The 13,680-nt window shown below is 60.5% G+C and carries 11 protein-coding genes; 6 read left to right on the top strand and 5 right to left on the bottom strand.

Going from position 1 to position 13,680, the window contains the following annotated elements; genetic code table 11:
- Positions 1-26: 26 nt before the first annotated feature.
- Together dctA and H1204_RS30345 are read right to left on the bottom strand one after the other, a co-directional pair.
- Positions 27-1,382: a C4-dicarboxylate transporter DctA gene (gene dctA, locus H1204_RS30350; RefSeq protein ID WP_180734290.1), complete on the bottom strand. Its 1,356-nt coding sequence runs from the start codon at positions 1,380-1,382 to the stop codon at positions 27-29.
- A gap of 185 nt (positions 1,383-1,567) precedes the next feature.
- Entirely contained in the window at positions 1,568-2,734 is a 1,167-nt protein-coding gene (locus tag H1204_RS30345) for a mandelate racemase/muconate lactonizing enzyme family protein (protein ID WP_007583786.1), read from the bottom strand.
- 131 nt (positions 2,735-2,865) lie between these two features.
- On the opposite strand from H1204_RS30345, the gene H1204_RS30340 reads away from it, so the two are divergent.
- The 3 genes from H1204_RS30340 to H1204_RS30330 all read left to right on the top strand — a co-directional run bounded on the left by H1204_RS30340 (position 2,866) and on the right by H1204_RS30330 (position 7,017).
- Positions 2,866-3,825: a LysR family transcriptional regulator gene (locus H1204_RS30340; protein WP_180734289.1), complete on the top strand. Its 960-nt coding sequence runs from the start codon at positions 2,866-2,868 to the stop codon at positions 3,823-3,825.
- A gap of 1,216 nt (positions 3,826-5,041) precedes the next feature.
- Positions 5,042-5,542, top strand: a complete 501-nt coding sequence (locus H1204_RS30335; RefSeq protein ID WP_180734288.1) for a DUF305 domain-containing protein — start codon at positions 5,042-5,044, stop codon at positions 5,540-5,542.
- Positions 5,539-7,017, top strand: a complete 1,479-nt coding sequence (locus H1204_RS30330; RefSeq protein WP_180734287.1) for a YncE family protein — start codon at positions 5,539-5,541, stop codon at positions 7,015-7,017. The genes H1204_RS30335 and H1204_RS30330 overlap by 4 nt, the downstream gene beginning before the upstream one ends.
- A gap of 19 nt (positions 7,018-7,036) precedes the next feature.
- Here the strand turns inward: H1204_RS30330 and H1204_RS30325 are convergent, their stop codons facing one another.
- Positions 7,037-8,068 carry an NAD(P)H-quinone oxidoreductase gene (locus H1204_RS30325; protein WP_180734286.1) on the bottom strand — a complete coding sequence of 344 codons (1,032 nt, stop codon included), beginning with the start codon at positions 8,066-8,068 and terminating at the stop codon, positions 7,037-7,039.
- Positions 8,069-8,223: 155 nt separating this feature from the next.
- On the opposite strand from H1204_RS30325, the gene H1204_RS30320 reads away from it, so the two are divergent.
- Positions 8,224-9,090 (top strand): LysR family transcriptional regulator, encoded by an 867-nt coding sequence (locus tag H1204_RS30320; RefSeq protein WP_180734285.1) that lies wholly within the window; start codon positions 8,224-8,226, stop codon positions 9,088-9,090.
- Positions 9,091-9,143: 53 nt separating this feature from the next.
- On the opposite strand, the gene H1204_RS30315 is transcribed toward H1204_RS30320, so the two are convergent.
- Positions 9,144-9,893: a glutathione S-transferase family protein gene (locus tag H1204_RS30315; protein ID WP_180734284.1), complete on the bottom strand. Its 750-nt coding sequence runs from the start codon at positions 9,891-9,893 to the stop codon at positions 9,144-9,146.
- 210 nt (positions 9,894-10,103) lie between these two features.
- Between H1204_RS30315 and H1204_RS30310 the strand changes: the two genes are divergently transcribed.
- Complete coding sequence (locus tag H1204_RS30310; protein ID WP_180734283.1) at positions 10,104-10,571, top strand: CBS domain-containing protein; 468 nt, start codon at positions 10,104-10,106, stop codon at positions 10,569-10,571.
- Positions 10,572-10,586: 15 nt separating this feature from the next.
- On the opposite strand, the gene H1204_RS30305 is transcribed toward H1204_RS30310, so the two are convergent.
- Positions 10,587-11,642, bottom strand: a complete 1,056-nt coding sequence (locus tag H1204_RS30305; RefSeq protein ID WP_180734282.1) for an acyltransferase — start codon at positions 11,640-11,642, stop codon at positions 10,587-10,589.
- A gap of 792 nt (positions 11,643-12,434) precedes the next feature.
- Between H1204_RS30305 and H1204_RS30300 the strand changes: the two genes are divergently transcribed.
- Positions 12,435-13,679 (top strand): FAD-dependent oxidoreductase, encoded by a 1,245-nt coding sequence (locus H1204_RS30300; protein ID WP_180734281.1) that lies wholly within the window; start codon positions 12,435-12,437, stop codon positions 13,677-13,679.
- Position 13,680: the final 1 nt, after the last annotated feature.

Genomic DNA, 13,680 nt, shown 5'->3' with positions numbered 1-13,680 from the left:
GCTCAGAATTGGATTGGCTGGACAGCTCAGTGCGTGTGGGACCGGATAATGGTGTCGTTCGGGCGCGGCATGTCCATCGACGCGTCTTCGACGGACTCCAGGGCTTCGAGGCTCGTGTCAGAACGGTTGAGCATCGCGCGGGCCTTGTTCATGTCGAGCGCGCCTTCCCAGCGAGCAACCACGATGGTCGCCACGCCGTTACCGATCAGATTCGTCACCGCACGCGCCTCATTGAGGAAACGGTCGACGCCAAGCAGCAGCACCAGCCCAGACACAGGAATCTTGTGCATCGTGGCGAGCGTCGCGGCCAGTGCCACGAATCCCGCTCCAGCGACACCCGCCGAGCCTTTGGACGTCAGCAACAGCACGCCAAGCAACAACAGCTGATCCCAGATCGTCAGGTGGATGTTCATCGCCTGCGCAACGAACATCGAGGCCATCGTCAGGTAGATCGCCGTGCCATCGGCATTGAACGTGTAGCCCGTTGGCAACACCATCCCGACGACGGGACGCGAGCACCCCAGCTTTTCCATCTTCATGAGCATTTGCGGGAGCACCGCTTCCGTCGAGGCCGTACCGAGCGTGATGAAAATCTCATCCTTGATATAGCGAAGGTACTTCCACAACGACAGCCCACTCAGCCGCATGACGAGGCCGAGCACGACGACCACGAAGAAGATCGAGGTCAGATAGAGACACAGCATCAGCTGACCAAACGAAGCCAGCGTGCCAATCCCATACTTCGCGATGGTGAATGCCATGCCGCCAAACGCCCCGATAGGCGCGACATACATCACGATTCGCACAACCCCGAACATGCCCTGAAGAAACATATCGAGCATGTCAACAAACGGTGCGGTGCGCGGACCGAGCTTCGCGAGCGCGATGGCGAGCAGCAGCGAGAAAAAGATAATCGGCAGGATCTCTCCATTCGCAAACGCTCCAACAATGCTGTTGGGCACGATGCTCATGAAGAACTCGAGCATGCTGTGCTGTTGTGCCGCGTGGGTGTAGGTGGAAATCGCCGAACTGTCGATATGCGCGGGGTCGATGTTCATGCCGCTACCCGGCTTGATGACGTTCACAATCACGAGGCCGACCGCGAGCGCGATCGTCGATGCAATTTCGAAGTAGACGACCGCCTTGACGCCGACGCGACCGGCTTCATGAAGGTCATTCATGCGGGCAATACCCACCACGACGGATGCAAAAATGATCGGAGCGAGCAGCATCCGGATCAGTTTGATGAACAGATCACCGAGGGGTTTGAGTTGAGAACCGATGTCGGGGTAAAAATGCCCGACGAGGACACCGGCAACAATGCCGATCAGAACCTGGACGTAGAGCTTGGAAAGCGATTTTCCGATCTTTGAAACCCGCATGACTGTCTCCTATGCGTGGCATCTTTTAATGAAAGCAAGGCTGAGCACCGCAGCGGCATGTAGCGCTGCGGCGAGCACGGCCTCATTTCGCCTGCGTTCCGTTTATCTGTTTTTATGAACGCTGCGCCGACGCGCTTTTCGGTGCGCTTGTCGGCACATTTGCCGCGAGTTTGTTGATTGGCGGCTTATGCAGAGAGCTTTTGCATCTCGGCGAAGAGATCGGCTTTTCCTTCGAAGCCGATGCCGGGCAGATCGGGCATGGTGATATAGCCACCGTCCACCTTCACGCCATCGGGGAAGCCGCCGTACGGCTGGAACAGGTCCGGATAGGATTCGTTGCCACCGAGCCCAAGGCCCGCCGCGATGTTCAGCGACATCTGGTGTCCACCGTGCGGAATGCAGCGGCTCGGCGACCAGCCGTGCTGATGCAGCATGTCGAGCGTGCGCAGGTATTCGACGAGGCCGTAGCTGAGCGCGCAATCGAACTGCAGCCAGTCACGGTCGGGGCGCATGCCGCCGTAACGGATCAGGTTGCGGGCGTCCTGCATCGAGAACAGGTCTTCGCCCGTTGCCATCGGCTTGTCGTAGTAGTTACGCAGCGTGGCTTGCAATTCGAAGTCGAGCGGATCGCCGGGTTCTTCGTACCAGAACAGGTCGTATTGCGACAACGCCTTTGCGTATTGAATTGCGGTGTCGAGATCGAAGCGGCCGTTCGCATCGACGGCGAGTTTCTGGCCGTCTTGCAGCACACTCAGGATCGAGTCGATGCGGCGCAAATCTTCATCGAGCGAAGCGCCGCCGATCTTCTTCTTCACGACCGTATAACCCCGGTCGATATAGCTGCGCATTTCGTCTTTCAGCTTTTCGTGGTCCTGGCCCGGGTAGTAGTAACCGCCTGCGGCATACACGAAGATCTTGCGATTGGGCTGGCCATTGCCATAACGGTCTGCCAGCAACTGGAACAGCGGCTTGCCTTCAATCTTTGCCACCGCATCCCAGATCGCCATGTCGATCGTGCCGATGGCGACCGAACGCTCGCCGTGGCCGCCCGGCTTTTCGTTCGTGAACATCGTCGCCCAGATCTTGTGCGGATCGAGGTTGTCGCCGGCATCGTTGACGAGCGTGGCGGGATCGGCTTCGAGGATGCGCGGAATGAAGCGCTCGCGCATCAGCTTGCCCTGACCGTAGCGACCATTGGAATTGAAGCCGTAACCCACAACCGGCTTTCCGTCCCGGATGACATCCGTCACCACGGCGACGAGACTCAGCGTCATCTTGCTGAAGTCAATGTAGGCATTCCGGATCGGCGAGCTGATGGGAACGGTCTTTTCGCGGATTTCAACGATTCTCATGACGGTGTCTCCTGAGTTTTGAACACGTATTGCGTGCGTCTGGCTGCAATGGAAACTAGCTTATCCGCGGAATGAGGCGTTAGAATTCACCTGGATTCATTTCATTTTTTACTTTTGGTGAACAAACCGAAATGACGACCGACTCGGCATCCGATTTCGAGTTTTTCATCCTCATCGCCAGGCTGAAAAGCCTGTCGGGAGCCGCGCGTGCGCTCGATCTCACCCCGCCGGCGGCGACCAAGCGGCTGGGGCTGATCGAGCAGCGACTGGGGGCGCGCCTCGTCAACAGGACGACACGGAGTGTCAGCCTCACGCCGGAAGGCGAGACCTACCTGCGCTATGCGACGCAGATCGTCGGGCAAGTCCGGCAGATGGAAGACGAGATATCCGGGTCCAGGTCCGACCCGCATGGGCTATTACGGATCAATGCGACGCTCGGCTTTGGGCGCACGACCATCGCGCCGCTCGTGTCCGACTTCGCTAAGCGGTTTCCCAATGTGGAAATCCAGTTTGAAGTGACCGACCGGCCCATCGATCTGGTCGAGGAAGCATTCGACATGGCGATCCGTTTTGGCGAGCTTCCCGACAGCCGGCTTAGCGCACGGCGCATCATGAGCAATCGCCGGTTTCTCTGCGCCTCACCCAAATACCTCGAGCGTTTCGGGACACCGGAGCGCGTCGAGGACCTGGTTCGGCACCGTTGCATCATTCATCGCCAGAACGATGATGCGTATGGCGTCTGGCGGTACATGCAGGGTGACCACACCGAAGCGCTGAAAGTCAAAGGCGCGCTTTCAAGCAATGACGGCGATATCGTGCTGCGGTGGGCGCTCGACGGACATGGGATATTGATTCGTTCCGAATGGGATCTGGCGAAGTACGTTCAGAGCGGCAGGTTGAAACTGGTTCTGCCGGATACGGTACTGCCGTCGGCGGATCTGTTTGTCTACTATCCGAGCCAGCGGAACCAGACGGCGCGCGCACGGGCATTCATCGATTTTCTGATCGACCATTTTCAGGCGCCGTTTATTCCGGTTGAAACGGGGGCTGCGATTTATGCTCAGAAGAAGAGAGGGGGACGGAGGGGGTGAGGCTTGCGTTCTGGTCACGCTGACCGGTATGTGCAGAGCTTGCGGCCTTTCGCGTCTCGTTCTCGAAAGACGCTTTGTGGTGGGACCAGGTCTGATGCGACAGGGATGAACTGTTAAGCGGATCAGCCGATCGGACCGGTGCGGCACCAACGGCCGCTTCTGAAGTTCTTCGGGTGTGTCTTTTTGTCTGCGACGCAGGTGGGTTTGGTTTTTTCTTCGCTGGAATCCGCGGTTTGGCTTTGCGCTGGCATCCGCGTTTTGTTATCTAGCTTCACGCGTCTCCCCTGTGCGGGGCGGCACCTACTTTTCTTTGCCGCCGCAAAGAAAAGTAGGCAAAAGAAAGCGGCTAACACCGCCAACATTTCTTCTTGCCTGAGGACCCCCAACCGGTCCTACGCTTCACACGGTAACGTCTCATTTCATGCCCGTTGCCAACGCTTCGAACAGATGCATCACCTGCTTCAGACACCCACACAAGGGCTGGCGGCAGCGAATGGTTCGCGCCGCCCACGTGGCAAACTGTGTGTAGGTTGTCGCACCGCACAGGTTAGTGCTCTTACCAGAAACACCCACCCTGCTTCCCAGTCCGGAGTGATACGCGTATGGCGCGAAAGCCTACACACAGTTTGCCACCTGGGCGGCGGTGGACTATCTGGCGCCGCGTGCTGCGACGCGGGCGCATGAAGCAGGTGAGGCGTACAGAGAGAACGTTGGCAACGCACGCGAACAAGGACGTTACCGCGCGAAGCATAAGACCGGTTGGGGGCCCTCAGGCAAATACATGAACTGGCGGTGTGAGCCGCTTTCTTTTGCCTACTTTTCTTTGCGGCGGCAAAGAAAAGTAGGTGCCGCCCCGTACAGGGGCGACGCCTGAAGCACGACAACAAAACGCGGATGCCAGCGCAAAGGCCCAAAAAACCAAACCGGATGCCAGCGCAAAATCTTCTTCAACTCCGCTCCGATTCACAACCACCGCGGACCACGCGAGAACATCTTCAGATCATCCTCCTCCCGCACTACCATTCCTTCACGATCCGATAACCTTGACAAGATAGCTCACTGGGAAACGTTTGACGGCACTCGACAGGCGATGCCTCGGCGCCCAATCGGGCTTCGAACCCTCATCTGCGCGAAACCCGTGTGAGATACAGAATAACTTCGCATCTGATGAGTTCATTCCAGCGAGACACCTGTTCATCACAACAGGAGAATCATCGTGCCTACCCCAATTCCCCGTACCGTGCGGACGATCCTGAGCGTCGTCATTGTCCTGACAATCTCGGCCCTCTGCGACTCACCTGCCTTCACTGCCGGCATACCGACCGGCGCTACGTCTAACGAAGCCCCCTTTCTGGCGGAGAACAATACCGCCATGACACGAATGATGGACGGCATGTCCATCAGACCGACTGGCGACGTCGATCGCGATTTCGTCGCCATGATGGTGCCTCACCATCAAGGCGCCATCGATATGGCACAGGCCGAACTGCGTTACGGTCACAACGAACAGTTACGCCGCATCGCGCAGGAGATCGTCGTCGAGCAGCAACAGGAAATCGTCGCCATGCGCGTCGCACTCGGACAGCCATTACCGCCACCTGCCCCCGCTCCCGACCAGCAAAAGCCGGCGTCCATGCCTGCCGCACCTGTTCACGGGACGCCCGACCACGGCATGCAAATGAGCCTTCCAAACCCTATGCAGGAGGACCAGCAATGAAACGCCGATCAAGAATCACCATCGCGTTGTCGGCAGCCATGCTGGTGGCAGCGCCGCTCGCGTGGGCTGGGCAGGCCCCTGGATCGCAGTCCGATCCTGACATTCCCGTAAGCCACCACGATCGCGTTTACGCCGCTGAGCAGTTTTCGAACACGGTGTCGGTGATCGACCCGGCCGACAACAAACTGCTTGGCCTGATTCGTCTCGGCGATCCCTCGCCGGGCAATTTCAGTCCGTTGTACAAAGGTCAATTACTTGTGCACGGCATGGGTTTCTCGCCGGACCATCACACAATTGCGGTTGTCTCGATCGGCTCGAACTCGGTTTCATTCATCGACACGCAGACTAACGCCGTCAAGCATGTCACCTATGTCGGCCGCTCGCCTCACGAGGCTTTCTTCACGCCGGATGCAAAGGAGGTCTGGGTGACCGTGCGTGGTGAGAACTACATCGCGGTACTCGACGGAAAAACGTACGAGGAGAAAGCACGCATTACGGTGCCGGCTGGCCCCGGTATGCAGATATTCTCACCGGACGGGAAATATGGTTATGTCTGTTCGTCCTTCAACCCGGAGGTCGAGGTGGTGTTGGTGGCCGACCATAAGATCGTCGGCAGGGTCCAGCAAGCCAGCCCTTTTTGTCCCGACCTGGCGGCGACGCCCGATGGCAAGCAGGTCTGGTTCACGCTGAAGGACACCGGCAAGGTCCAGGTGTTCGATGCAAGGCCGCCATTCGCGCTGATCAAAACACTCGACACCGGCCCAATCACGAATCACGTGAATATCGTGCATAACGACAAGGGCACATTCGCATACGTCACCGTTGGAGGGCTGAATGTGATCAAGGTGTTTCGAACCGACAACTTTTCGCAGCTCGCGACGATACCTGTCGGCAACTTGCCGCATGGCCTCTGGCCGTCGGGGGACGGCAGCCGCATCTATGTCGGCCTGGAGAACGCCGATGCGATGGCTGCGATCGACACACTGAGCAACACGGTCATCGCGACTGTGCCCATTGGCCAGGCGCCGCAGGCCGTCACCTATGTGCCGAATGCGGTGCCGGAAGGCGATGGTACGCAGAACCTGCAGACGCTGGGCCTGGCCGGTCAGAGCGTCCATCTTGCACTGGTGCCGGTGGGGACGGGCAAGACGGCGGATGCCGCCAATGCACCTACGACTGTCGCATTGTTCGACCAGGGGCTCGTGCAAGTTCTGCAGGCCGCTGTCACCGGTCTGCAACCGAAGCAGCCCTACGTTCTGGCGCTTGCCGATAACCCCGATGGCATGGGTGACCTGCAAGTGCTCGCGAATTTCATGTCCAATCCGGCCGGCTCGGCGATCGTCAATGCTCTCGGGCAGATTCGGCAACTGGTCGCACCAGGAATGGCCTATGCCGCTGACAAGCGCCGCTACCTCGTGGTCGCCCCGCAAGGGTCTGGCAAGCCCGGTGCCGCCGTACAGGTGCAGTCGCCGTAACCGGGCCCGCAGCCGCGCATCAGACCTTGCTTGCCGCCCGCGTCATCAGCACGATCTTGCCGATATGCGTGCCCGAGTCCATCAGTGCATGTGCCCCGCGTGCATCGTCGAGATCGAAGGTTCGATAGATCACGGGCTTCACCGCGCCGCTTCGAATCTGCGGCCACACCTTTCGCTCGAGATCCTCGATCAACGCCGCTTTTTCCTCATGCGTGCGCGAGCGCAGCGTCGAGCCGATGTGCGTGAGGCGTTTCGCCAGCATCGGGAACAGATCGAGCGCAGGCGCGGGGCCCTTGATGATGCCGATTTGCACGATGCGCCCGTTCATCGCGGCCGCCGCGTAATTCCGCGCCACGTAGTCGCCAGCAATGATATCGACGACCACGTCCACGCCGCGGCCGTCCGTCTCGCGCATGACCGCCTCGACGAAATCTTCATTCCGGTAATCAACCGCGACATCGGCGCCGAGCGCCATGCTCGCGTCACGCTGCGCATCCGAGCTGACCGTCGTGATGATCTTCGATGCGCCGAATGCCTTCGCGAGCATCGTCGCCGTGGTGCCGATGCCGGATGCGCCGCCGTGGATCAGCACGCTTTCGCCCGCCGCGAAATTGCCGCGCTGGAACAGGTTCAGCCATACCGTCAGAAAGGTCTCGGGCATCGCAGCCGCTTCGACCACCGATAGACCGTCGGGAATCGCCAGTGTGTTGCTCTCGTGCGCGACCGCGTACTCCGCGTAGCCGCCGCCCGGGACCAGCGCGCAGACCAGATCGCCGACCGCGAACCGGGTCACGCCGCGCCCGACGGACACGACCTCGCCCGCGACTTCGAGCCCGGGAATGTCCGACGCGCCAGGCGGCGGATCGTACAAGCCCTTGCGCTGCATCACGTCAGGACCGTTGACGCCAGCGGCATGAATGCGGATCAGCACTTCGCCGTCGGCGGGTGTGGGAACGGGCCGCTCGACGGGCACCAGCACATCGGGGCCGCCCGGTTGCGTAATATCGATCGCGGTCATCGCCGCGGGAATTGCTTTGATTTCGTGTGACACGATTTCATCCTTTTCAAAATGCCGTTTGCGCCGCTGGTTCGGCCAACCCGCCGAATCGCTGCATCGGATGAAAAAAGTGTAGCGGCGCAGCCGGGTTTTGACCCGCAGCGAATTGCCGATCGTATGATGCAAATTTGCATCACGCCGGAGGCAACATGAATTGGGACGACGCGCGCATCTTCGTCGCGCTCCATCGGGAAAGGACCTTGCGCGCCGCCGCCCGCGCGCTCGACATCGATCAGGCAACGGTAGGCCGCAGGCTGGCCGCGCTCGAACACGCGCTCGGCGCGACGCTGTTCCTGCGCACGTCGAGCGGCTATGAGCTGACGCCCGTCGGCAAGATCGCGATCCGCGCCGCCGAGGCGATGGAACAGTCCGCGCACGATCTGGTCCGCCACACACAAGGCGTGGACAAGCGCCTTGCCGGCGAGGTGAAGCTCTCGACGACGGACGCGCTTGCCCAAGAGTTCGTCATGCCAGCAATCGAGCGCCTGCACATGAAGCATCCCAACGTATCGGTGATGCTCGACGCGACGACCCAGGTGCTCGATCTCGCGAAGCGCGAAGCCGACATCGCAATTCGGACCGTCAAGCCCCGCAATCCGGATCTGCTTGCCCGCCGCCTTGCGCGCTGGGAAGTGGGGCTGTTCGCGTCGCCCGACTATCTGCGGCACCATGGCGAACCGGTGCCGGGCGAGCGATTCGCGGGGCACGACCTCGTGGTCTACCAGCCGTATTTCGCCCGCGCGCGCGCGCCTGAATTTCTCGGGGAACCGCTGACGGACGGCCGCATCGTCGCGCGCCTGAATACGAACCTGACGTTGCGCGCGGCGCTCAGGGCCGGGCTCGGCATCAGCCTGCTACCCGTGCCGATGGCCGAACGCGACGGCCTCGTGCGAATCTGGCCGGACCACTCGAACGAAGCGCCATATGAAATCTGGCTCGTCACGCATCAGGACTTGCGACACACAGCGCGCATCCGCGTGACGATCGACGAGATCGTCTTCGCGTTCGATCGATAGCAGCGAATGCGCTGCCTGTGACGACAGTGGTTTTAATAACGTTACCCATTACCTCAGCTTGCAGACCCCGACGCCCATTCGCTGAAGCTGGGCCCACCGTGAATGGTTTTATGTCTGGCCCATTCCACCTCGGCGGCCGTGGCATACGTCACGCCGGGCTCCCACCAAAGCGCCGGTTCCTGTTGGAACGAGGGGCGTCTTTCCATTCGAGCGACCAACGACGCGAGCCTCGGTCGGCCAGCAGCACGCCAGGACAATCGCAACGGGCGAGTTTCAATGAACTGACAGATGCAGGCAAGCAAGATGTCCTGCGCCGACATCACGCCGGGGACGAAAGCGCCGTCAGCGCCGACAAGCTGGGTCTCGAACCAGTCGAGAAGATACTGGTTGCGCATCGCGCATCGCGCCGCGTGAACATTTTCTTCATGCCTGACTCCGGACCATTGCAGTTGCGACACCATCGTCGTCGACACGCCGAACGTCTGTAACGTCGCGAGAACCAGTTTGTCGTGCCAGCTGTGCGGGGCCCGCACATAGTCCCTTGCCAGCGGGTCCATGCCCTCCGGCGCAGGCACGCCTGGATAGCTGGACATGAGGTAATCGATGATCACCGAGGAATCCCAAAGCGTCAGGTCACCGTCTACCAGGGTTGGAACCTGAAGGGTCGGCGCGACCTTCGCCCGCTCTTCGACGCTGGGCGTCGTAAAGGTCTCCTCACGCTCGAAATCGAGTCCCTTCTCGACAAGCACGATACGGACGGCACGGGCGAAAGGCGATCCTGTCGTGAAGAACAGCTTGCGCATTCTGGCCCCCTTGATTGACGGAGCGCGTCGCCCGATATGAACAGACGTTTTTGCTCGCCCGGACGCGAACGAGTTGCTCCCGTCGCGCCGAATCCACGCGCCCACGAAGCGAACTACACTTCAATCAACCATAGTTGAAAAATGGACAGGCACGTAAGCAGATTGATGGCATCGGCGCGCGCGAAGGTCCGTCCTCTAGTGGAGACAATCATGAAAAAGGAGAGAAAGTCCGCTCGGCAGATTCTGTCCGAGGACCCCAGGAAGGTGATTTCGGTCGGCCCCGAGGACGCCGTGCTCACGGCGCTGCGTCTGATGGCCGACGAGGATGTCACCACCGTACTGGTGTTGCAGGGCAGCAATCTTGTCGGCATCCTGTCGCAGCGCGACTACGCCCGCAAGGTCGAACTGGCCGGCCGCAGTGCCGCCGCAACGAAGGTGAGCGACATCATGACGACCCAGGTGTTTTACGTCACGCCTGAGCACACTTGTGCACAGTGCCTGGCGTTGATGCACACAAAGCGGATCCGGCATCTGCCCGTGATCGATTCCGGACAGGTTATCGGCGTGCTATCCAACAGTGACGTGCTCGAGGAACTGATTCAGGAAGACGAACATTTCATCAGCATTCTCGAACACGACATGCTCTACCTGACCATCGATACGGGCGGCGCCTATTAAGCCTCACCCGCCCGCTCAACTCACACGATAAGACGCGTCCTCACCCGCGGGCGCAGTGACGACACGCTTGACCTTGATCAGCCGCCCGATCGCGCGGTGCAAGGGCTTGTCAATGTAGCGATAGACGACGCAACCCACCGCTGAAGCCACCACGATCGCGATGATCACCCCTGCTGGCGAGCGCACATCGAAACCATGCACGACTTTTGGAACGAGCTTGCGCATCGCCTCAATGACGAACGGGTGACTCAGATAGGTCGCATAGCTCGCATCGCCGAGATACAGCAATCCGCGCGTGACCGCTCCGTCTACCACGAGGCTCTCGAGCCTCAGCGTGCTCATCAGCAGCAGACAGGTCGGCACGCCATTACCCACGACTGGCGAGAGATCGGGCCATGCCCGTTCGATACAGGTCATCAGCACATACATCGCAACGGCCCCGACCCCCGCCACCGCGACGGGAATTCGTAGCCCTTTCTTCCATACGAACCATACGGCGATACCTAACGGGAATTCGAGCAACCGGTCGTAGGCGAAGAATTCGACGAACGCCCGGTCCGAATGCGAGAGCGTCGCGATCAGGAACACTGCGGCGAGCATCAGCGTGATCGCCGCGAACAGAAGCGGGACATGTCGCCGGAACCGCCACAGTGCAAGCGCCGACGCCGCGTAGAACAGCATCTCGTAGTTCAGCGTCCAGCCGACGAACAGCATCGGGAATATGTTGCCGCTCTCCTTCCTGTATGGAATGAAAAAGAGCGACTTCAGCAGCTCGGAGACGTCGGCGGTCGTCGAATTGAAGAGATCGGGCCTAAGCAGCGCGCCGAAGAACACCAGCAACGTCGCGAGCCAATAGAGCGGCACGATCCGCACGAGGCGGCTCGTGATGAAGTCACGCACGCTGAGCGTGCCAGCTTCGAGCGCGAGTGCGATCACAAAGCCACTCAGTACGAAGAATACGTCGACGCGGAATTCGCCGAACACCCTGCCGTCCTGTATCAAGACGTGGTGTACGACAACAGTTGTCGCTGTCACTGCGCGAAGGATTCTTAATGAATTCAGCCGGCGCATCGCTCACCCGTTGATGAGTAAACCCTACCTGGCTGTACTCCAGGCGTGAGGAGGCACGCGATACGTCGAAGCGGTCACAAGATCGCAGGGGTATCGTGCCCTTGCTTGTATTCCTTACTAAATCTTGCATCGTCAAATCGTGCATCGCTCCCCCGCGTCGCTCCGTTTAGAAAAACTTCTGCGCACGCGAAACGCTCGCGCGATCCGGATGCGCGATCGTTTCATCGCTTGAACTGGAGTGTGTAGTTGCAGACGGCGGTATTCCACCCGAAGCGTCGAATTCTGTCTTGCGATCGCGGCATAGACGAACCCGAACATGAAGCGTATCGAAGTCGAATGAGCGCGAGGTCCAACACATTTTGCGCAAACGGGCCGCAAATAATGGTGCGCGACCGTCACTACGACCGATGGTAATGTTTGCGCGAAGACACCACTGTTGGGCGCCGCACAAAAGCTCGACGGGAAAAGCAAAAATTACCGAATGCTGACGGCCTGCAGACAAATAGGTTCATACGCAACCAATGACATCATCGTCCAGCGATGCGACGGACAGATCGTCGGCAGCATCGGTTATCTGGATAACGCGCACGCTTCAGGTGCGGATTCAACCGGTCAAGTGGGCACCCATACGTATGATGGACTCGCGCCAGCCCACGATCGGAAAGGCGCGCACCAGCATCACAGCGGCTCAACCATCCCAAAGAAAATTCCAGCGACCATCCCCCGAGCCGACTACACTCGAATTCGCCCCGCCGCACAACGGCCCATCCCCATCCGAGGAGCACGCCCGACATGGATACGGACACGAAGCGGATCGTAGTGATCGGCGCCGGCTTTGCCGGGCTGTGGAGCGCGCTGGGCGCGGCGCGCAAGCTCGACGAACTGCGCGTGCCGGCGGATCAGGTGGAGGTCGTCGTCATCAATGGCACGCCGTATCACAGCATTCGCGTGCGCAACTACGAGCAGCCGCTCGACGACACGCTCGTGCCGCTTGCCGACGTGCTCGATCCGGCAGGCGTGCGACGCATTCAAGGCATGGTCCGCTCGATCGATCTGCCAAACCATCGCGTCGGCTTCGAATCCGGCGATTCCTCTACTCAATGGCTCGGCTACGACCGCCTGATCCTGGCAGCGGGAAGCGAGTTGGCGCGTCCCGCCATTCCCGGACTACACGAGTTCACATTCGACGTCGATACATTTGACGGCGCCGCGAAACTCCACGCACATCTGCTCGCTTTGCCGGAGAGGCGCGAAGCGCCGGGACGCTACACCGTGGTCGTAGTGGGTGCAGGCCTGACGGGCGTCGAACTCGCCGCGGAATTACCCGCGCGGTTGCGCGGCATCGTCGGCGACAACCCAAGCGCCGAGGTGCGCGTGATGCTCGCCGACCGCTCCGCGAAGATCGGTCAGGCGATGGGAGGCGCGCAACCGGTGATCGAAGAAGCGCTGCGCGCGCAAGGCGTCGAGCTTCGGCCGGGCGTGTCGCTCGAATCCGTCACACGCGACGGCGTTCAACTGACGGGCGGCGAGCACATCGACGCCGCGACCGTGGTCTGGTGCGGCGGCATGCATGCCAGTCCGCTGACGGCGCAATTCCCCGTGTCGCTCGACGCATTCGGACGCGTGCCCATCGATTCGTTCCTGCGCGTCGATACCGTGCCCGACGTATTCGCAGCGGGCGATTGCGCGCGCATCCTGATCGACGGCGAGCGGCCTTCTGTGATGTCCTGCCAGCACAGCCGCCCGATGGGACGCCACGCGGGCCACAATGCCGTTTGCGACCTGCTGGGCCTCGCGATGCTGCCGCTTTGCATCGACTGGTACACGACGATTCTCGATCTCGGCCCGTGGGGCGCCGTCTACACGGAAGGCTGGGAGCGCCGCCTCGCGTCGCAAGGCGAAGCCGCGAAACAGACCAAGCGCACCATCAACTGTCAGCGCATCTATCCGCCCAGCACGAAGCGGCGCGAAGACATCCTGCAAGCCGCAGCGCCCGTCGTGCAGGCGCCGCCCTACACCGTCCGCGACGCGGACTAAA

The sequence above is a fragment of the Paraburkholderia sp. PGU19 genome (assembly GCF_013426915.1).
In the GTDB taxonomy this organism is placed as follows: Bacteria; Pseudomonadota; Gammaproteobacteria; order Burkholderiales; family Burkholderiaceae; genus Paraburkholderia.
The sequence above is the reverse complement of the archived record's forward strand: the minus strand, read 5'-3'. Positions and strand labels throughout refer to the sequence as shown.

What these genes read in the sequence shown, in the direction of transcription:
- H1204_RS30300 (WP_180734281.1), top strand. Translation starts at nt 12,435, where the DNA reads ATGGATACGGACACGAAGCGGATCGTAGTGATCGGCGCCGGCTTTGCC.
- H1204_RS30305 (WP_180734282.1), bottom strand. Translation starts at nt 11,642, where the DNA reads ATGCGCCGGCTGAATTCATTAAGAATCCTTCGCGCAGTGACAGCGACA.
- H1204_RS30340 (WP_180734289.1), top strand. Translation starts at nt 2,866, where the DNA reads ATGACGACCGACTCGGCATCCGATTTCGAGTTTTTCATCCTCATCGCC.
- dctA (WP_180734290.1), bottom strand. Translation starts at nt 1,382, where the DNA reads ATGCGGGTTTCAAAGATCGGAAAATCGCTTTCCAAGCTCTACGTCCAG.
- H1204_RS30330 (WP_180734287.1), top strand. Translation starts at nt 5,539, where the DNA reads ATGAAACGCCGATCAAGAATCACCATCGCGTTGTCGGCAGCCATGCTG.
- H1204_RS30310 (WP_180734283.1), top strand. Translation starts at nt 10,104, where the DNA reads ATGAAAAAGGAGAGAAAGTCCGCTCGGCAGATTCTGTCCGAGGACCCC.
- H1204_RS30315 (WP_180734284.1), bottom strand. Translation starts at nt 9,893, where the DNA reads ATGCGCAAGCTGTTCTTCACGACAGGATCGCCTTTCGCCCGTGCCGTC.
- H1204_RS30345 (WP_007583786.1), bottom strand. Translation starts at nt 2,734, where the DNA reads ATGAGAATCGTTGAAATCCGCGAAAAGACCGTTCCCATCAGCTCGCCG.
- H1204_RS30320 (WP_180734285.1), top strand. Translation starts at nt 8,224, where the DNA reads ATGAATTGGGACGACGCGCGCATCTTCGTCGCGCTCCATCGGGAAAGG.